16 protein-coding genes and 1 tRNA gene are annotated in these 17681 nt (G+C 39.3%); 7 read left to right on the forward strand and 10 right to left on the reverse strand.

Annotated features, from left to right (window positions below; genetic code table 11):
- Nucleotides 1–20: 20 nt before the first annotated feature.
- On the reverse strand, nucleotides 21–602 hold the full coding sequence (locus AC559H_RS00525) for a GNAT family N-acetyltransferase (RefSeq protein ID WP_422630654.1): 582 nt from the start codon (nucleotides 600–602) through the stop codon (nucleotides 21–23).
- A 43-nt stretch (nucleotides 603–645) separates the two neighbouring features.
- Here AC559H_RS00525 and AC559H_RS00530 point away from each other — a divergent pair, with 43 nt between their 5' ends.
- Nucleotides 646–1371 carry a hypothetical protein gene (locus AC559H_RS00530; RefSeq protein ID WP_026787558.1) on the forward strand — a complete coding sequence of 242 codons (726 nt, stop codon included), beginning with the start codon at nucleotides 646–648 and terminating at the stop codon, nucleotides 1369–1371.
- A gap of 12 nt (nucleotides 1372–1383) precedes the next feature.
- Nucleotides 1384–2298, forward strand: coding sequence for a DNA cytosine methyltransferase (locus AC559H_RS00535; protein ID WP_026787557.1), 915 nt, complete (start codon nucleotides 1384–1386; stop codon nucleotides 2296–2298).
- 7 nt (nucleotides 2299–2305) lie between these two features.
- On the opposite strand, the gene AC559H_RS00540 is transcribed toward AC559H_RS00535, so the two are convergent.
- From AC559H_RS00540 to AC559H_RS00550, 3 genes are all read right to left on the reverse strand, one after another.
- Nucleotides 2306–2387, reverse strand: a tRNA-Leu gene (locus tag AC559H_RS00540).
- A gap of 174 nt (nucleotides 2388–2561) precedes the next feature.
- Complete coding sequence (locus AC559H_RS00545; protein ID WP_026793392.1) at nucleotides 2562–4385, reverse strand: ArnT family glycosyltransferase; 1824 nt, start codon at nucleotides 4383–4385, stop codon at nucleotides 2562–2564.
- A complete protein-coding gene (locus AC559H_RS00550; RefSeq protein WP_051319662.1) occupies nucleotides 4382–5053 on the reverse strand; it encodes a phosphatase PAP2 family protein in 672 nt (223 codons plus the stop codon). The genes AC559H_RS00545 and AC559H_RS00550 overlap by 4 nt, the downstream gene beginning before the upstream one ends.
- A 171-nt stretch (nucleotides 5054–5224) precedes the next feature.
- Between AC559H_RS00550 and pap the strand changes: the two genes are divergently transcribed.
- Nucleotides 5225–6712 (forward strand): polyphosphate:AMP phosphotransferase, encoded by a 1488-nt coding sequence (gene pap / locus AC559H_RS00555; protein WP_026793394.1) that lies wholly within the window; start codon nucleotides 5225–5227, stop codon nucleotides 6710–6712.
- A gap of 25 nt (nucleotides 6713–6737) precedes the next feature.
- Nucleotides 6738–7724: a YdcF family protein gene (locus AC559H_RS00560; RefSeq protein WP_026793395.1), complete on the forward strand. Its 987-nt coding sequence runs from the start codon at nucleotides 6738–6740 to the stop codon at nucleotides 7722–7724.
- On the opposite strand, the gene AC559H_RS00565 is transcribed toward AC559H_RS00560, so the two are convergent.
- Nucleotides 7721–7993, reverse strand: a complete 273-nt coding sequence (locus AC559H_RS00565; RefSeq protein ID WP_026793396.1) for a hypothetical protein — start codon at nucleotides 7991–7993, stop codon at nucleotides 7721–7723. The genes AC559H_RS00560 and AC559H_RS00565 overlap by 4 nt on opposite strands.
- 201 nt (nucleotides 7994–8194) lie before the next feature.
- Nucleotides 8195–9865, reverse strand: a complete 1671-nt coding sequence (locus AC559H_RS00570; RefSeq protein WP_026787551.1) for a mechanosensitive ion channel — start codon at nucleotides 9863–9865, stop codon at nucleotides 8195–8197.
- A 199-nt stretch (nucleotides 9866–10064) separates the two neighbouring features.
- Here AC559H_RS00570 and AC559H_RS00575 point away from each other — a divergent pair, with 199 nt between their 5' ends.
- On the forward strand, nucleotides 10065–10508 hold the full coding sequence (locus tag AC559H_RS00575) for an SRPBCC family protein (RefSeq protein ID WP_026793397.1): 444 nt from the start codon (nucleotides 10065–10067) through the stop codon (nucleotides 10506–10508).
- A gap of 223 nt (nucleotides 10509–10731) precedes the next feature.
- Here the strand turns inward: AC559H_RS00575 and AC559H_RS00580 are convergent, their stop codons facing one another.
- From AC559H_RS00580 to AC559H_RS00590, 3 genes are all read right to left on the reverse strand, one after another.
- A complete protein-coding gene (locus AC559H_RS00580) occupies nucleotides 10732–11373 on the reverse strand; it encodes an alpha/beta hydrolase (RefSeq protein ID WP_026787549.1) in 642 nt (213 codons plus the stop codon).
- 110 nt (nucleotides 11374–11483) lie between these two features.
- Complete coding sequence (locus AC559H_RS00585) at nucleotides 11484–12308, reverse strand: SirB1 family protein (protein ID WP_026793398.1); 825 nt, start codon at nucleotides 12306–12308, stop codon at nucleotides 11484–11486.
- A 268-nt stretch (nucleotides 12309–12576) separates the two neighbouring features.
- Nucleotides 12577–14007, reverse strand: coding sequence for a hypothetical protein (locus AC559H_RS00590; protein ID WP_026787547.1), 1431 nt, complete (start codon nucleotides 14005–14007; stop codon nucleotides 12577–12579).
- Nucleotides 14008–14360: 353 nt separating this feature from the next.
- Between AC559H_RS00590 and argH the strand changes: the two genes are divergently transcribed.
- Both argH and AC559H_RS00600 read left to right on the forward strand, forming a co-directional pair.
- Nucleotides 14361–15749 carry an argininosuccinate lyase gene (argH, locus tag AC559H_RS00595; RefSeq protein WP_026787546.1) on the forward strand — a complete coding sequence of 463 codons (1389 nt, stop codon included), beginning with the start codon at nucleotides 14361–14363 and terminating at the stop codon, nucleotides 15747–15749.
- 254 nt (nucleotides 15750–16003) lie between these two features.
- Nucleotides 16004–16741 (forward strand): response regulator transcription factor, encoded by a 738-nt coding sequence (locus AC559H_RS00600; RefSeq protein ID WP_036832967.1) that lies wholly within the window; start codon nucleotides 16004–16006, stop codon nucleotides 16739–16741.
- Between the two features lie 88 nt (nucleotides 16742–16829).
- On the opposite strand, the gene AC559H_RS00605 is transcribed toward AC559H_RS00600, so the two are convergent.
- Nucleotides 16830–17594 (reverse strand): PHP domain-containing protein, encoded by a 765-nt coding sequence (locus AC559H_RS00605; RefSeq protein WP_026787544.1) that lies wholly within the window; start codon nucleotides 17592–17594, stop codon nucleotides 16830–16832.
- Nucleotides 17595–17681 lie beyond the last annotated feature (87 nt).

A 17681-nucleotide genomic window follows, 5' to 3' on the forward strand; every position in this document is an offset into this window, starting at 1 on the left:
CCTCAACCGCCAACCCAGGCTTAATCTGGATACCAGAACATTCCTTTGATCCCCTCTGGATCGGATATAAAACCCAAATTTCGGTAAAAATCCACAACATGAGGGTCAGCAAATAGAGTAATGTTGCTGATATCATCGCTACGGAGTTTTTTGATGATAAATTTCATCAGGGCTTTACCCATACCCTTATTCTGGAAATCTGGGTGAACAACCACATCCCAGAGCGTAGCATTAAAAGCATGATCGGATGTGGCTCTAGCAAAACCAATCAGCCGTCGCTGATTCCCTCGAATTTGCCACATAGAAACTACAAGGAAACTATACTGAATGGCTTTTTTAACTTTACGCAGGGGTCGCCGAGACCAGCCCACTGCATTGCAAAGTTCTTCCAATTCATATAAATCAATGTCCCGATCCGTGCTAAAAAAAATCCGACCATTATTACTCGATGACGAGCGAGAGTTTAGGGATACTGACTCCTCGCTTCCACCCTCATACCCCTCATACTCCACTTGGGAGGAGGACGAGGCGGAGGAATCTGAACTGCTAAACAAGTTTTTCCAAAAACCCATGCAGGCGTAGTTAAGGTAATAGATTTTCAATGACCTTATTAGATAGTATATCTCCCGTACCTTCACCTCAATTATGGCTCCGGGCTTAAAATCCTCAACTTTAGAACTCCTAAAACGCTTCAATCGGGCGTTTCCACAGTTTTATGAGCAATTTGTCAGTAGTGAAATTCAATTGCAAAATCTTAAACTGGCCTATCAAGTTTACCAAACCAAGCAGGCTGTTATTGAAATTCAGCCGGACAGTAACAAAAGTGCCCTCCATTTTTCCTATCGGAATCAATCATTTTTACTCAGCGATATTTTTGGGGTTTTGGCGGCCTATGGCTTGACGATTCATAGTCTGAGTTTGTATGGCCAAATTTATCCGCCGATGTTGGTGTTTATTAAGTTAGTGGTTTCTCGTGGAGGAAAAGCTCTCACGGATAAAACCTCAGAAAATGTTTGTCGGGCGGTGCGAGAAGCCTTGGCGGGACATTTTGAGGTGGAAGAAATGTTGGCGGTGGAATTTAACCTGGATGCTGGGTTAGAGGATGTGGCCACGGAATTTTATGTTGACCCGGTGTTTCACCTCCCGGCGTTATTAATTGAAGCGGATAACCAACCTGGATTGTTTTATAAGGTTATGTATGCTATCTGGCAGGAGGATTTATTGGTGGTGAATGCTAATTTATTAGTTTGGCGGGGACGCACTCGGTTAATTTTATATTTATTGGGGCCAAATGAAAGTTTGATTCCTGAATATCTTGGTCAAAAAATTGCCGAGGGAATGCGACAACGGTTAATGGGAGAACGATTTTAAACAGTTATTTTCATGATTACTGCTGTCGATTTATTTTGTGGTTGTGGTGGTTTATCTCTTGGATTTAAAGAAGCGGGAATTGAGATATTAGCAGCTATTGACAATAATGTTGCATTCCTAGAGGTCTATCAAGCAAATTTTGATCATTTAGCGATTTTACAAGACCTCACAGATGAAGTTGCAGCTATCAAAATTATCCAACAACTTGCTCCTGAAATGATCATTGGTGGCCCCCCATGTCAAGATTTTTCTAGTGCTGGCAAACTTAATATAAATGGTAGTAGAGCTAATTTAACTTATAACTTTGCTAATATTGTTTGTGCCATTAAACCCCAATGGTTTGTCATGGAAAATGTGTCAAGAATAACTAAAAGTCCGATTCTGACACAAATATCTGAGCAGTTTTTGAAAAATGGTTATGGTTTATCTGCAATTGTTTTAAATGCGTCTTTTTGTAATACACCCCAATCGCGATCGCGTTTTTTTTTAATAGGTGAACTTGCAGGTAAAAATAATGCTTTGGTAGATTTATTAAAGTTGGGTTTATCAAAAAAACCAATGACAATTAGAGATTATCTTGGGGATAGATTAAATCTCCAATATTATTATAGACATCCCAGAAGCTATGCTCGACGAGGGATATTTTCTATTGATGAACCTAGTCCAACTATCAGAGGTGTCAATCGTCCGATCCCACCCAACTATAAACTCCATAGTGGTGATCCGCAAGATATTGATCTAACCACAATTAGACCTTTATCTACAATAGAACGGAGTTATATTCAAACCTTCCCCGATTCTTTTAAATTTTGGGGAACTAAAACCAATTTAGAACAAATGATTGGAAATTCTGTTCCTGTGAATTTGGCTTTTTTTGTCGCCTCCACTCTTTTGAAATATCTATATCAAGATATTGGTCAGAGTTGAATACTAATGCGGATGGCGAGACTCGAACTCGCAAGGACAAAGCCACACGCCCCTCAAACGTGCGCGTATACCAATTCCGCCACATCCGCTTATGAACACTGCGTTTAATCTTGCAGCTAATTTACTAATATAGCACAGCTTCCTCAACCTGTCACCCCTTTTCTAAAAATTTTTTGAGATCCGGCAAATTTGGGGGTGGTAGTGGTACTGAAAGTCTATTCCCATAGCAAGATAGGCTTGAAAGGAAGATTTTTTCAGCAATCTTACCGTTTTAATAATACCTTGACTTTAATTCTAATTAATTGATAATCTCCCTGATCCTGCAATAATTGATAATCAGAATATTGTAATCCTAGTTTAGCTATATCTTTGGGTCTGGTGATAATTAAAACCGTGTCAACGGGAGTATTTACAGGAAATAATTTTAATAATCTTTGCTGAATATCATAGGTCATAAACTCTATATTTTGTTGGGTATAATAGACCAAACTAGGTCTAAAGACCCCAATCACTAATAGGGGTTCATTCGGTTGATGAACTTGGCGTACTGTGGTTGATAATTGTCTGAGGGGTAAGTTTCGTTGAGTATCTAATAATTGACCCACAGGTAAAGCTACTAAACCCATAAAAGCAAAGAATCCTAGGGCATTTCCCGCCCAAACTGCCCGTCGCCATTGAGGTTTAATCAGACAATAGAGAGTAATTCCACTAGCAATCAACCAGATAATTCCTGATACCGTTGTTAAATGACTGCTTTCTAATAATTGGGAAAAATTGGGGGTATCATCTCCGACTAATTGAGGACTAATAAAACTAGCGATCGCTAATATCAATAACACCAAAATATTAACTAAACCTGTGATTAAAAATGGTAGAGAAATTTTATTTTGATCAGACTCAATATTATTTTGTTGATTTCCCCATAAACTAATTAAAATAACGCCCGCCGGAATCGAAGGTAAGATATAACTGGGTAATTTCGTCGCGGAAAGACTAAAAAATACAAAGATAATCACCAACCAAAATAGAGCAAATAAGCCTAAATGTTGTGACCGATCTTGCGATCGCCAATCTTGGATTTGCCAAAATTTAACCTGATAAATTGCTACAGGTAAATACACCGACCAAGGTAATAAAGCCACTAAAATTACTGGAAAATAATAAAACCAAGGGCCAGGATGATTACTGACAACACTGGTAAAGCGTGCAAAATTATGATGTCCAAAAAATGTGTTTAAATAGGCTTGACCATTAGCCATAGTAACTAGAATAAACCAGGGGACAGCAATAATTAAAAATACCAAACTTCCCTTGATTAACTGCATTTCCCAGATAACTTTTTGCCATTGTTTCGTATAAATTAGAAATCCTCCAATAATCAAAATTGGTAAGACAATTCCAATCGGCCCTTTAGCTAAAACTGCTAAAGCTGCAAAACTATAAAATATAAAATACCAGCCCTTTTGTTGGCGAGTTTTTGGTTGAGCATAACCCAAGAAAAATGCTAATAATGAAATAGTGATAGAACTAGCCAGAAGCATATCAGAAACCCCCGCCCGTCCCCAAGCAATCCAAGCCGGATTTAAGGTCATCATTGCCATTCCCCACCACGCTCCCCCCCCTATATCCCCCCGTAGACGGGTGGAATTGAAGGGGGAGCAGGTGCGAGCAGATTCCGTTTCTAAAGATATCAACCCACCGAAATAACGCAGGGTATAAAATACTAAAAAAGTAGATAATATTGCGGTTATGGCTGAAGGTAATCGCGCCCCCCATTCATTTACCCCGACGGTTTTAAACGCTATTACTATTAACCAATAAATTAAGGGCGGTTTATCAAAGCGAGTTTCCCCATTCCAATAGGGGGTAATCCAATCTCCTGTTAGGTGCATTTGTCGGGCGGCTTCGACAAACATCGGTTCAGTTTTATCAATTAAACCAATATCGCCTAAATGACTTAAAAATGCGATCGCACTTAACAAAAATAATCCTAAAATAGAAATGCCCCAAGTCAGCTTAGGGCGGTTTTCCCAAGATTTCCAGAATGTTTTAAAAGATGAATTAAATTCTGATTTTTTACTATTCATGATTCTCTCAATTTTTTATTTTCACGGGAAACTTTTAACCAAGCCAAACTAATCGTTAAACAGATATAACCCAAACCATAACCTGCGAGGATATCGCTCGGCCAATGACATCTTAAATAAACACTACTAAACCCAATAATTAATAACCAGATTGTCGCAAATCCATAAATATAGGGAGTCGATTTTGGATAACGTTCTGCAAGAAGATAAGCTATAAGAAAATAAAACAAAATATTCCCCGTCGCATGACCACTAGGAAAACTTCTCCCGACGGATTTTACGAGTCGATCCAAAGGGCGACTACGCTCAATCATTGGCTTGAGAATTCTATCGACTAAAATTAAAATTCCCAAAGTAGAAAAGGCTAAAACTTTGGCTTCAATCCAATACCGTTTCCAAGCCAAAAAAACCAAAGTCAAAGCCACAATTACCGCCGTTCCTTTTACCCCAGTTAACAAATAAAGAAATCTAAAAAAATCATCCCAACTCCGGGGAAAAATCTGATGGGGAACTTGAATTAAAATTTGGTCTAAAGCTAAATTCTCATTAACCGAGACTCGAATCGACAGTAAAATAAATGCACATAAAATAGCTAAACAAATCCAGAGTTGCCGTTGAGGAATTGCTTTTTTAAACGCAATTAATTGATGAGTTAAGGTTAAACGCATTATTTTTTACGTTTACAGATCAGCAGTTAAGCAACTTTTGATTATACAATAAGTTGAGATACTGGGTTAATGCTGAAAAAACAGAAGTTAAAAAAGTTGTTTAGGTTTTCAATGTATGGGAGAAAAAGAACTAGAATATCTAATCAGAACTTCATGAGGATGGGAGAGTCTATGCTAGATACCCTAGATCTAACCTTATCAATGGACAAAGAAAGCTACAAAAGCCAAATAGAGGCTTTAATGAAGGAGTTGCGATCGCTTCAGCATACCTGTCGAGAAAAAAAATTACCAATTATTATTGTTTTAGAAGGTTGGGCCTCCGCCGGAAAAGGGGGACTGGTGAAGAAAATGGTCGGATATATGGACCCGAGAGGATTTGCCGTCCATCCCATTTGGCCATCAACCAATGAAGAATCCCGCTATCCATTTCTCTGGCGGTTTTGGCAGAAATTACCCCCCCAGGGCAGTATTGGTATTTTTTACCATAGTTGGTATACCTATGTTTTAGAGGATCGTTTATTTGGACGCCTGGAAAAACAGGAAGTCCCAATGGCGATGCGACAAATTAACGCCTTTGAACGTCAACTGGCGGACGATGGGGCGGTGATGGTGAAATTTTGGATACATTTGAGCAAAAAAGAAATTAAACAACGCCTGAAAAAAGCCTCAGAAGACGAGTTAGAAGCTTGGCGGGTGCGTCCTGAAGATTGGCAACAGGCCAAAAATTATGATACCTATAGAAGTCTAGCGGAAGAAATGGTAATTCATACCGGGACAGGTTCCGCCCCCTGGACATTGGTAGAGGGAGATTGTAAACGCTGGGCCAGGGTGAAGGTATTATCAACGGTAGTGGCATCAATTAAAGAAGCCTTAGACCGTTTAAATATTCAGTTACCCCCCGTATTTACACCCTCCCAAACCCATTTAGAACCCACGGAACCCCACCCCCTAGCGGCGGTAAATCTGAAAGTTACTTTATCTCCAGAAGACTACAAAAACCAACTGCGTCATCAACAGGCCAATTTAGGTCAACTGCAACAAATTCTCTATCAAAAACAAATTCCAGTTTTAGCTTTATTTGAAGGTTGGGATGCGGCGGGCAAAGGCGGGGCGATTAAACGATTAACCGATATTTTAGATCCTCGGAGTTATGAAGTGAACACCTTTGCCGCTCCCACAGATGAGGAAAAAGCCCGTCATTATTTATGGCGGTTTTGGCGACGCTTACCTCCGGCGGGTAAATTGGGGATATTTGACCGCAGTTGGTATGGTCGGGTTTTGGTAGAACGAGTTGAAGGTTTTGCTACAGAATTAGAATGGCGGCGGGCCTATCAAGAAATTAATGAATTTGAAGAACAGTTAACCAGTGCGGGCTATGTATTAGTTAAATTTTGGTTACATATTGACCAAGAAGAACAGTTAAAACGGTTTGAGGAGCGAAAAGAAAACCCCTATAAACTCCATAAACTCACGGAGGAAGATTGGCGAAACCGGGAAAAATGGCCGTTGTATGAAGTCGCCGCCAATCAAATGATTCAACGGACTCATACCCCTAATGCGCCCTGGACATTGGTAGAAGCTAATGATAAATATTATGCTCGGGTTAAAGTTGTTGAAACCGTTGTTGATGCAATTCGCCATCATTTAAAACATCATTAATTCCCGGCCAGATTTATCTAATCCAATGTTTGTTATTCTAACTCGAATTTTATTTCTGTTGCTAGTTTCTGCCATTATATTTAAAGCCTGGGAAATTTTGGGTAGTAAGAATAATGGCTTAATTAATCGCTTATTATTTATCCTGGTTTTAGTTTTAATTCTTGTCGCTTTATTTTTCCCAGATAGCCAAGTTGGGTCAGTGGTATTAGGAATTTTATCAATTCTTTTTAGACCTCTTGGCTTTTCAATTTTGCTATTATTAATTGCTTCTATTTTTATTAAAAATGGTAAAATTGATAAACCTGGGCCGGGTTTAATTTTAATAGCATTATTAATTTTAATTGTAGCTAGTACCCCCGTATTTGCTAACTGGTTAGCCCAACAGGTGGAAAAGGTGGCTTTAAAAACCGTACAAACGGATTTATGTTGTGGAGAAAGGGCGGGAGCTATTGTATTATTAGGACGGGGAACCACCGAACCGAAATTACCTTATCGGAAACAAATTCAATTAACCGATACAGGCGATCGCATTCCCTACTCCGCCCAACTATTTAGACAGGATCGAGGCCCGTTTATTATTGTTAGTGCTGGCCCCCGTAATCAATTAGTTAATCCCTTAGTTGAAGCTAATGATGTTAAACAACTTTTAGTTTATATGGGGATTCCTCCTGATAGAATTATCTTAGAAACTCACGGCGGAACCACCCATAATAATGCCGTTGAAATTTATCGAATTATGCAAAATCACAATTTAGGTAGAACTATTATTCTAGTGACTTCCGCCCTAGAAATGCGTCGAGCTAGTCTCGCTTTTGCTCGAATTGGGTTTAAAGTAATTCCGGCTCCAACAAATTTTTATACATTTGTTCATCAGACAAAATATCTGCGTCACATTACCGGGGCTGATTTCGCGCCCAGTGCTGAAGCATTATTACTAACTACAAGAGTTTTGAATGAATACTTTTTAACCTTCTATTATTTTATCCGAGGTTGGTTAGCACCAACTATTTAACATCTAGGATTTTGAGAATTGCGATGAGAAGGATCTGATAAGCAGGGATTTGAAAATGAATCTACTTCGCCAGAACTTCCCACAATTACAATCAAAGAAAACAGAATTAGAAATAAAAATCCTAGTATTTGCCAATCGGAATTGGGTTTTGCCTCCTGTTTAATCGGTTTAACATCAACTTGAATTTCTATCTTTTTACCCTGGATTGGGCCAGCTAGTTTAATACTTTTACAGGTAATTTGATCCGGGATATTATCTTTATTTGACATGATGCTCCCACAATGTAAGTCTTTTATCAATTCGCTAATTAACTACACCAGGGTTAAAGACGATTCTGGATCAAATCCTAAGCAAAAAAAATCTGTAGAGATTTGGAGACCAAAGCCCTACAGTCAAAGATGACAAATTGTTTGAGAAAATTAAGCTAAATAGAAGCAAGGGAGGAAACTTGCACTCCTATTTAACCCTAATTAATCATTGCCGAATTTAGAGAGAAAATTGCGAAGTTGTTCCCCCGCCACATCTCGTCCACCTAAACCGAAGGCAATGGCGATCGCCACCGCCACGGCTCCTAATAACAAACCAAAGGCTAAATTGACAATATCACTGGCAATGCCCATTTGTTGTAAGGCCATGGCACCGACAAAGATAATAATGGCAATCCGAGCCGCCTGGGCTAACAGACTCGATTGACGAGTCCCAGAACTGACAATTAAATCATGGGCTAAATTAGCAAAATATAACCCAATCCCAAACACAATCACGCCAATCAAAACTTGACCCGAGATCGCAATGATTTGATTGATAATTACAGTTAAAGCAGCTAATCCCAAAATATCCGTTGCCGTAACCGCCGCAAATAACATAATACCGACTAACACCACAATTCCGATTAACTCAGAAGGAGTACGTTGGGTTAATTGGGCAGAAACAGGAGGGACTGTATACTCATTGGTTTCGGGGGTTTCCGTGGGAATATACTCCTCAACAATTGGAGATACGGGAGTATGAATCCCCAACCAGCGAAACACATTATCAAACCCCACACTGGTCAGAATATTCGTGACCAAATTGGCGATAAAACGGCCAATAAAATAGGCAGCAATTAAAACTAAAATTGCTAAAAATACTTGGGGTAAGGCGTTAAAAATTTCCGTCAGCATTAAAATAGCTGGCTCAGAAATTGCCTTAACTTGCAGGGCTTCTAAGGCAGAAATCGCAGTAGGGATCAAAATTAAAACGTAAACAATCAATCCAATAATGGAAGATGCTTTTTGATTCCCCGCGACCTGATTTAAGCCGAAACGAGTTCCGAATTGATCAATTCCGACAGCAGCTAAAAGGTTAGTAACAATTCGACTCACCACTTGAGCCACCAGCCAACCCGCACCTGCAATTACTAATGCCGCCACAATATTCGGCAGAACTGCCAGGATCTGATAGAGCATATTTTGAACAGGCTCTAATAATCCTTGTAACTGAAGGGTACTGAGAATTGCTGGTAAAAATAACAGCACCACAAACCAATACAGGGCATTCCCTAGGGTTTCACTCAGGGAAAATTGGTCGGGAGAGACAACCTCATTATCACTAACTTGTTGATTTAAACGTTCATCCAGACGAAGTGTTCGGAACAATCGAATTAATAAAGTTCGGGCAATAGTGGCTAAAATCCAAGCCACCGCAATTAAAATCGTTGCCCCAAAAATTCGGGGTAAATAACTGGTGACTTGGTTGAGTAAATTGGTTAGGGGTGTCGATGCTGCGGTCAACTGAAGCTTATCCAGAAACGCAACCACCGCAAAGATAAAAACAATCCAGAAGGCGACGGTTCCCGCCCAAGATTCTACCGGAAGTTTGTCTTCTGGTGCTGTTGAACCTGAAACCCAACTGGCAATTTGGTTGTCTAAGCCTGTTTTTTTAAACAAGCTTTTAACTAAAGATTGAGCAAATAAGGCAATCAGATAACCAACCAGTAGAATCGCACAAGCTAAGGCAATATCCACCACGGAGGCTTGACCAAGCTTTATGTCATTAATATTGGTAGGGATAGCCAAGGGGTTATCCTGGGCAAAATAAAGGGGGGATAGGGAGGATAAGTCCGTTCCCCAAAAGGGTATTAATTGATCGATTCTATTCATAATTGTTCCAGTAACTTATTCGATGTTTTGATACTCGTGCGCTGTGGTTTGAACGAGAGTGCATCTTAAGTCTGGTTAAAATGGCAGAAAAAACCGCTAAAATTTAAGGTTTTTTTTGTTTTCTGATGCGCCCCTCGTTTATACTAAGATTCTTTCATGTTTTCCATGAAATTAATCTGCCTATAGCTTGAAGGTTATGATGCCATATCGTCAAGTTTTTGAACAATCTATTTTAATTTCGGCCAATTCTGGGGTTGTGGAACGGTGTTTTACAGATTTGGAACTGATGCACCAATGGTTGAATCCGATGTTACGCTGTGAACCGATTGATGTATGGGATACAAATGTGGGGGGGAAATGCCGATTTTTGATTCAACTTCCCCTATTTCAACCGAGTTTAAAAACAGTGGTTTTAGAACGGGAACCGGGGTTAATTGTTTGGGGATTTGAAGGCTATTTTAAAGGATGCGATCGCTGGGAATGTGTACCGGAAATCCCAGGGACTAAACTTTTAAATAGATTTGAATTTGAAATCCCTAATCCTCTAATTAAATTCGGTTTTAATCTCTTTGCTGCTGCTCTAACAAAAGCAGACATGGAAGCCCAATTAAAACGATTAAAACAAGTAGCAGAAAATCTTTAATCAGTCATCAGTCATCAGTCATCAGTTAACAGTCATCAGTTAACAGTTTATTACCCATTACCGATCACGGATTTAAAAGGATTACGCAGATTAACACAGATTAAAATCTGTGAAATCCGTGAAATCCTCTTAAATCCGCGATCCCTGTTCCCTTAAAATAAAAAGGAGTTTTTAACTTCATAGTCAAAACCCCTTTTTACTGTTTAAAAAATTAAAGGTTCAATTATTTGCAAAGCCGCATTTGAACAGCCGGTTGAGCTTTTAGGAAAGCGATCGCCTGATCGCCTAAAGCATAAACATCATTGTAGAGATTGATCAGATTTTGAACGTTAACCGTAATTGCGGTAATTCCTCGGTAACTTAGAAGTAATTCCAAAATTGAAAGTTGACCATCCCCGGCGGATTCACGTAAAGCAGTAATCACTTTATCAACCGCGATATCAACGGTGCTTCCCGAAGAAACAAATTGATTAAAAGCTCCTACCAATAATCTGCCATAGGTAGAATCTAGTAGATCATTAACAACATTATTAGGAATTTTGACAGAGAAATTCAGTGCTTTCTGGAATTGCTCAACCTGATCGGGAGTCAGTTTTGCTAAAGTAATCATAGAACGAAGTTGATTAGACTGTTCTCCCGTTTGAGCAAAGGTTTGTAAATCAGCAGTGGCTAAGGATATATTTGCTGGGCCATAGATCAATCTTAATTCATCAATAGCCGGGGACGGTTGAGCAAATATTCCCAAACTAATTGTTAATCCCAATACTATAGCTAACCCCAGGGATATATATTTAGATAGACCCTGCGTAAAAAATTGATAGGGGTTACGAATACCCCGAAACCAACGTCCTGAATTTAAGTTCATTTGTTCCTTCCTCACAAGTTAAATTGAGTAACACAGTTCTGTTGTTGTCCCATACTATAGGTCTGTTTTAACCCTATTTAGGTTCCTTTAGATAGAGACTTCTCAAACTGTTAGATATTCTGGCTCATCTGATCCAGTATTTGCCGAATTATAGCAGTATCCTGAGCCGTCGGTAGAATTTCTAAATAATTCTCTAAATCTTGCTGTGCTTCTCTCCATCGCTGAAGATGGTAGTACATAATCCCGCGATCTCGTCTTTCATGGGGTGAATCTGGAAACAGTAGTAAAATCCGTTCTATTACCCCCAATGCGAGTTCTATTTTGCCTTGATTAAAATAAATAACTTTTAAATTCATTAACATTCGACCCAGGAATTGATAGGGGGTAACAGTTACTAAAAATTCCGGTTGCATTTGCATTGGTTTTTGATAAATTTCCGTTAATCGAGTAACACAATCTTCAACAAATAAAATCTCTCCTTGATTAAAAGCATCGACATAAATTCCCGCCTCTTCAAATTCAGGACGGATTAAAAAATGTCCTGGCATTCCAATCCCCACCATCGGAAAATCAATCCGTTTAGATAACTCCAAATAAACCAGAGAAAGGGTTATAGGGATACCTGTCCGCCGATCAATCACTTCATTAAAGTAGCTATTTTTAGGATCATAATAGTGATTTTGATTTCCCCTGAACCCTAAATCTTCATATAAATAATGATTAATGGTTTGAATAACTCGCAAGGGATACCGTTGCTGGGGTAATCGTTCTAAAACTTCCGAAGCCATGGTATCTAAGGCATTAAGATATTCTTCGGGTTCTATCTCAGGATATTGTTCCTGGGCAATATAAAGAGCAGTTTTTGCTAAATTAATCTGTGTTTCCGGTTGCTGAATTTCTTGAATAAACCGTTGTCTAGCTGGTAAAAAATTCATTTTTTATTAATTTTTTTTAAAATTAATTAGTGTTTAATTTCATCTGTTAAGGTTATTAATCCAAAACAAATCTCTATCTTTAGATATAGCAACCGCGTTGGCGCAGCCTGCGCTTTGCGCTTAGACACCGAATCCCTTTTAGACACAAAAATCTGCGGGTCAGACAACCTAATTTTCCCTGCTTCCTGGGAAATTTAGGTAGATCATAATCCATGGATAAATTAATTTATTTGGCTTAAATTACCCACTAAAAAGGGCATTGATTAACTTAAAATTCCTCCGATAAAAAAGGATTTTCTGTGGGAAAACTGGGCAAATTAATTGATGCTAAAGACTCTAATTTTTTTCGTCGTTGCGGATAAACTAAAGGGGCTGGCCAATTAGCACTATTTTCTTTTTGATTGGGTTCCTGCACGGCTATAGAGCCCGCAGTTTTGAATTTTGTTTCTCCTAAATTAAAAGACTGACCCCCCATCGATTTAGTCGATTGTGGTTGAATAGCTGTATCTTCTGATGTTACTTTTAATGAAAATAGATCAGTATCTTCTGAAATGAAAGAGGCATATTCTAGGCGAATTCGCTCTAATTCTCCTTCTAAAAATCGAGGTTTAGGTAATTCTTCCACAGGAATATTGTTAATTGAAGTTGTCAACTCTACGGGAGGTTTAAAACCTGGTTGAGAATTCAGTTCCGATGTTAAGGATTCTAACCCATGATTAAGAGGAATCTCCTGTTCTAATTCTGAAGATATTGGATCTAAATCCTTGGATGAATTAACTGCATCCTCCATCAAATTCATCGGGTTATGATTCGGGTTTAAAGCGTCTGACCAAGGTTTAACAGGGGGTGCTTTTGGGACTAATAAAGTGGAAGATGAGGATAGGGATTGTTCTTCCGTAATTACCGATAGGGTTTCTAGGTTTTGTTTTCCGGTTTCAAACTGGATTTGATTGTTCAAACACCGTTCTAAAGCGACTTTAAATTGGAGGGTTTGGCGCTGTTGACGATGGAGACGCGATCGCAATTCTCGGTTACTATTTTGAGATTGAACTAACTCATGGAACTGTTCATTATAGCGTTGTTGAGTTAAGGCCGTATCCCTTTCCATCTGCGCGAGTCGGTTTTGGGTAACTTCCCATTGTTGGGTTAAGGTTTCGACTAAAACCTGTTGCTGTCGAATCACTTGATTGGCAATTTCCAACTTTTTAAATAGTCGTTTAACTTGATCCTGTGTCGCCCCTAATTCCTGGGTATGTTGCAATAATTGTGTTTTTTGATCCTGTTGATTTTGCCGACTTTCATCTAATTCTGCTTCTAATTCAGTCACCCGATTAATTAAATCTCGGTTACATTCATGGAGAATTTGCACCACTTTTACCGGATTTTCTTGGGTTTCTGCTTCCACTGACATCAGCGAAGCAATCGCCATTTCATTCCCCTGAGAACCCTCAACAAATATCTCCTCTGGAACTACCAAATCTCCACTATTAGACTCCGTTTCTGCTTGTTCTAACTCGGCAACGAACTGGGTCAATAATTCCTCCAGGGGGATAGCATTGGGAAAGTTCACCGTCTCCCAATCCTGATCCGGAGTCACAACCGGACTAACGGACTCCTCCGATGGGGGAAAGGGTGGGGATAAAGGTGCTTCAGTAGGCTGATCAAACGATTCAGGAATGGGGAGATCGGCTTCAGACATAGCTTTATTTATTGGGTTTGTTATTTTAATTCTTGATACATGGTGAAATGTATTGTTACTGATAATAAGGGAAATTGAGAATTAAGTCAAGTTGCCAGGATTATTTTAATTAGCAATGTATTGTTATTAACTAATCATTAATGTTTCTATTAATATTGTATTGTCCCGGTTAATGTTTATGCAGTGGGTTTATTATGAAAGCGGAATATTCAACTTGAGCAGGATTGTTCCCCCAGATCAAACCACCCTGGCGACCCTCCCGACCGTCTTTTGTGTCCACCATGAACTTTTTAGGGTTCCCATAAGACGCTTGACTGTGTACTGTTGACACCAGAATAAAAAAAAGCCAAATTATGACAACAACGAACTCAAAAACTTGGAGCCAACGGTTTGAGAAATCTCTGCATCCTGCGATTGCAGAGTTTAACGCCAGTATTAGTTTTGATATCCAACTGATTGAATATGATTTGACCGGATCAGTTGCCCATGCTAAAATGTTAGCAAAAACTGGTATTATTAGTCACGAAGAAGCCGAAAAATTGGTTTTGGGTTTAGAACAAATTCGTCAAGAATATCGAGAGGGAAATTTTAATCCTGGTGTTGATGCCGAGGATATTCATTTTGCCGTTGAACGTCGCTTAACTGAATTAGTGGGAGATGTGGGTAAAAAACTCCATACCGCTAGATCTCGCAATGATCAAGTCGGAACTGATACCCGTTTATATTTACGAGATCAAATTCAACAAATTCGACAACAATTAGTTGATTTTCAAAAGGTATTATTAGATCTAGCTGAAACCAATGTGGAAACTTTAATTCCAGGTTATACCCATTTACAACGGGCGCAACCGATTAGTTTAGCCCATCATTTATTAGCCTATACGGAAATGTTAAACCGAGATTGGGAACGTTTAGGAGATGTCTATAAACGGGTTGATATTTGTCCTTTAGGGAGTGGAGCATTAGCTGGAACAACTTTTCCGATTGATCGCCATTATAGTGCTGAATTATTAGGATTTGGTCGAGTTTATGCTAATAGTTTAGATGGAGTCAGTGATCGAGATTGGGCGATTGAATTTTTGAGCGCGGCGAGTTTAATTATGGTACATTTAAGCCGCCTTGCTGAAGAAATTACTCTCTGGGCTTCTCAAGAATTTAGTTTTGTGACTTTGACCGATAGCTGTTCCACGGGTTCGAGTATTATGCCTCAAAAGAAAAACCCCGATATTCCTGAATTAGTGCGGGGAAAAACCGGGCGAGTATTTGGGCATTTACAAGGATTATTAGTGGTGATGAAGGGATTACCTTTAGCCTATAATAAAGACTTACAAGAGGATAAAGAGGCATTATTTGATGCGGTCAAAACCGTTAAAGGCAGTTTAGAATGTATGACCATTTTAATCGCAGAAGGCATAGAATTTCGCTCTAGTCGTTTAGCTGAAGCGGTGGCGGAAGATTTCTCTAATGCAACAGATGTGGCTGATTATTTAGCCGCGCGAGGAATTCCCTTTCGTGAAGCCTATGGTTTAGTGGGAAAAGTGGTTAGAACTTGTTTAGAAGCGGGGAAATTACTTAAAGATTTAACCCTAGAAGAATGGAAACAATTACATCCTCAATTTGAAGCCGATATATACGAAGCGATCACTCCTCGTCAAGTGGTTTCGGCTCGAAATAGCTATGGGGGAACCGGATTTGATCAGGTCAAACAAGCCTTACAAAATGCCCGTCAACGGGTTGAATAATTGTTAGGAATAAGGATCACGGATTTAAGAGGATTTCACGGATTTCACGGATTTTAATCTGCGTAATCCTCTTAAATCCGTCCCAGATTGCTATATTCTTGATCAGACCACGAAGGAGCGATCGCTTCCTAAAATACATAAAGCAATATTTTTGTCAAGTTCGGCTTATGTAGTAAAAACCGTCCATTAAATCAATATAATTCAATATTAAATTTCGCTAAAGTGGGAAAAAAGATTAAATTTAGGTCAATATAATGTCTAGTCCGATTAATCCTCCTGAATCTGAAGTGGTTGTTTCTCAAGTTCCTGCTAGATTATTATTAGTAGATGATGAACCCGGACTGCGAGAAGCTGTACAAGCTTATTTAGAAGATAGTAATTTTAGTGTTGATACGGCCAGTAATGCCAAACAAGGGTGGGAAATATTACAGCAAAGTTTACCCGATTTAGTGATTACTGATGTAATGATGCCGGAAGTTGACGGTTATCAATTTTTACAACAGATGCGGGAAGACCCCCGTTTTAAAGCCTTACCCGTTGTTTTCCTAACTGCTAAAGGGATGAAAAGCGATCGTATCCAAGGGTATCAAGCCGGATGTGATGCTTATTTATCTAAACCTTTTGATCCTGAAGAATTGGTAGTAATTGTTAAAAATTTATTAGCCAGACAAGCCGCCCTTCGTAATAGTAGTGGTGATGGCAACCCCGATATTGCCACCTTAGCAGGTCAAATTGCCCGGATTGAAAATATGTTAAAAGGCAAAAGTGGAATTCATCAAACCCCACCCCCAATTAAAATTGATTTAACCCCTCGAGAACAGAGTGTTTTAGATTTAGTCGCTAAAGGATTAATGAACAAAGAAATAGCGCGGGATTTAGAAACCAGTGTGCGGAATGTGGAAAAATATGTCAGTCGTCTGTTTACAAAAACCGGAACCAATAGTCGGACAGAATTAGTCCGTTATGCCCTCGAACATGGATTAACTCAGTAAAGAATAGTGAAGATGGGAAGGAGAAATCCTTCCATGTTTTAATCTTAGGGGAACGGATATCATTAAGGCTTTGATTAGCTTCTGGACTTTAAAGCCGCAGTAACAAGTTACGACCATGAGTATCTGTACCACAGGTGTTGAGCAAACCATAGCCATCTGTTAACTGTTTAACTTGGTTGGTAATTTTAGCGGTCGGTAGCCAAGGGTTTGTATGACGATAGGCATAATAGACTTCAATCCCATCAATCCCTAAATGAGCCGCTTCCGTAATTAATTCCGGCACCGGATAACGATAACGGGCTGGATGAGCTAAAACAGCCAATCCTCCCGCCTGTTGAATCGCAATAATCACGTTTTTAGCAGAATAGGCATCTGTTCCCTCGGTGGTGCAGCCTTGTAGATAGGGTTGCAAACTAGAAGCGTCGGGATCAAAAGCATAACCGAGAATATGGACATCCACAGCCAATAACCGGGCATTAATTTCTACTCCCGTCCATAACCGAGGAGCCTGATTCACCCGTTTAGGATACTTATGTTTCCAGTTATCTAACCACTTTTGAGCTTCTTTGTAGCCTTGGGTACTATGATGATCGGTAATGGTCAGTCCTTTTAAACCAATTTCAATCGCCTGTTCCATGACTTCATAGGGTTCTAACTGCCCATCTGAACGTCGAGTATGGAGGTGAAAGTTATAGGACTTGGGGCAGCTTCTCGCATTCAAGGTTTGAAAGACCTGTTGCAGTGAAGACCGATCTTGGGCTGGGGGTGTCAATAATGATGATTTCACAAATCCTGTCTGGATGTGAAACCACCTTGATAACGATTCAAAATCTGAGGTTAGATTAACACTCATACCGTCTTCATCTTAATAAACTGTTACTATAATCTACTGTATCGAATTTATTGGGCAGTTGCTACCAGATAGGGTTAAAATTGACCA

Source organism: Planktothrix prolifica NIVA-CYA 540 (assembly GCF_963864145.1).
GTDB lineage: Bacteria > Cyanobacteriota > Cyanobacteriia > Cyanobacteriales > Microcoleaceae > Planktothrix > Planktothrix agardhii.

What these genes read in the sequence shown, in the direction of transcription:
- AC559H_RS00545 (WP_026793392.1), bottom strand. Translation starts at nt 4,385, where the DNA reads ATGAATAGTAAAAAATCAGAATTTAATTCATCTTTTAAAACATTCTGG.
- AC559H_RS00580 (WP_026787549.1), bottom strand. Translation starts at nt 11,373, where the DNA reads ATGAACTTAAATTCAGGACGTTGGTTTCGGGGTATTCGTAACCCCTAT.
- AC559H_RS00535 (WP_026787557.1), top strand. Translation starts at nt 1,384, where the DNA reads ATGATTACTGCTGTCGATTTATTTTGTGGTTGTGGTGGTTTATCTCTT.
- AC559H_RS00560 (WP_026793395.1), top strand. Translation starts at nt 6,738, where the DNA reads ATGTTTGTTATTCTAACTCGAATTTTATTTCTGTTGCTAGTTTCTGCC.
- AC559H_RS00590 (WP_026787547.1), bottom strand. Translation starts at nt 14,007, where the DNA reads ATGTCTGAAGCCGATCTCCCCATTCCTGAATCGTTTGATCAGCCTACT.
- AC559H_RS00565 (WP_026793396.1), bottom strand. Translation starts at nt 7,993, where the DNA reads ATGTCAAATAAAGATAATATCCCGGATCAAATTACCTGTAAAAGTATT.
- AC559H_RS00605 (WP_026787544.1), bottom strand. Translation starts at nt 17,594, where the DNA reads ATGAGTGTTAATCTAACCTCAGATTTTGAATCGTTATCAAGGTGGTTT.
- AC559H_RS00530 (WP_026787558.1), top strand. Translation starts at nt 646, where the DNA reads ATGGCTCCGGGCTTAAAATCCTCAACTTTAGAACTCCTAAAACGCTTC.
- pap (WP_026793394.1), top strand. Translation starts at nt 5,225, where the DNA reads ATGCTAGATACCCTAGATCTAACCTTATCAATGGACAAAGAAAGCTAC.
- AC559H_RS00575 (WP_026793397.1), top strand. Translation starts at nt 10,065, where the DNA reads ATGCCATATCGTCAAGTTTTTGAACAATCTATTTTAATTTCGGCCAAT.
- AC559H_RS00600 (WP_036832967.1), top strand. Translation starts at nt 16,004, where the DNA reads ATGTCTAGTCCGATTAATCCTCCTGAATCTGAAGTGGTTGTTTCTCAA.
- argH (WP_026787546.1), top strand. Translation starts at nt 14,361, where the DNA reads ATGACAACAACGAACTCAAAAACTTGGAGCCAACGGTTTGAGAAATCT.
- AC559H_RS00550 (WP_051319662.1), bottom strand. Translation starts at nt 5,053, where the DNA reads ATGCGTTTAACCTTAACTCATCAATTAATTGCGTTTAAAAAAGCAATT.
- AC559H_RS00570 (WP_026787551.1), bottom strand. Translation starts at nt 9,865, where the DNA reads ATGAATAGAATCGATCAATTAATACCCTTTTGGGGAACGGACTTATCC.
- AC559H_RS00585 (WP_026793398.1), bottom strand. Translation starts at nt 12,308, where the DNA reads ATGAATTTTTTACCAGCTAGACAACGGTTTATTCAAGAAATTCAGCAA.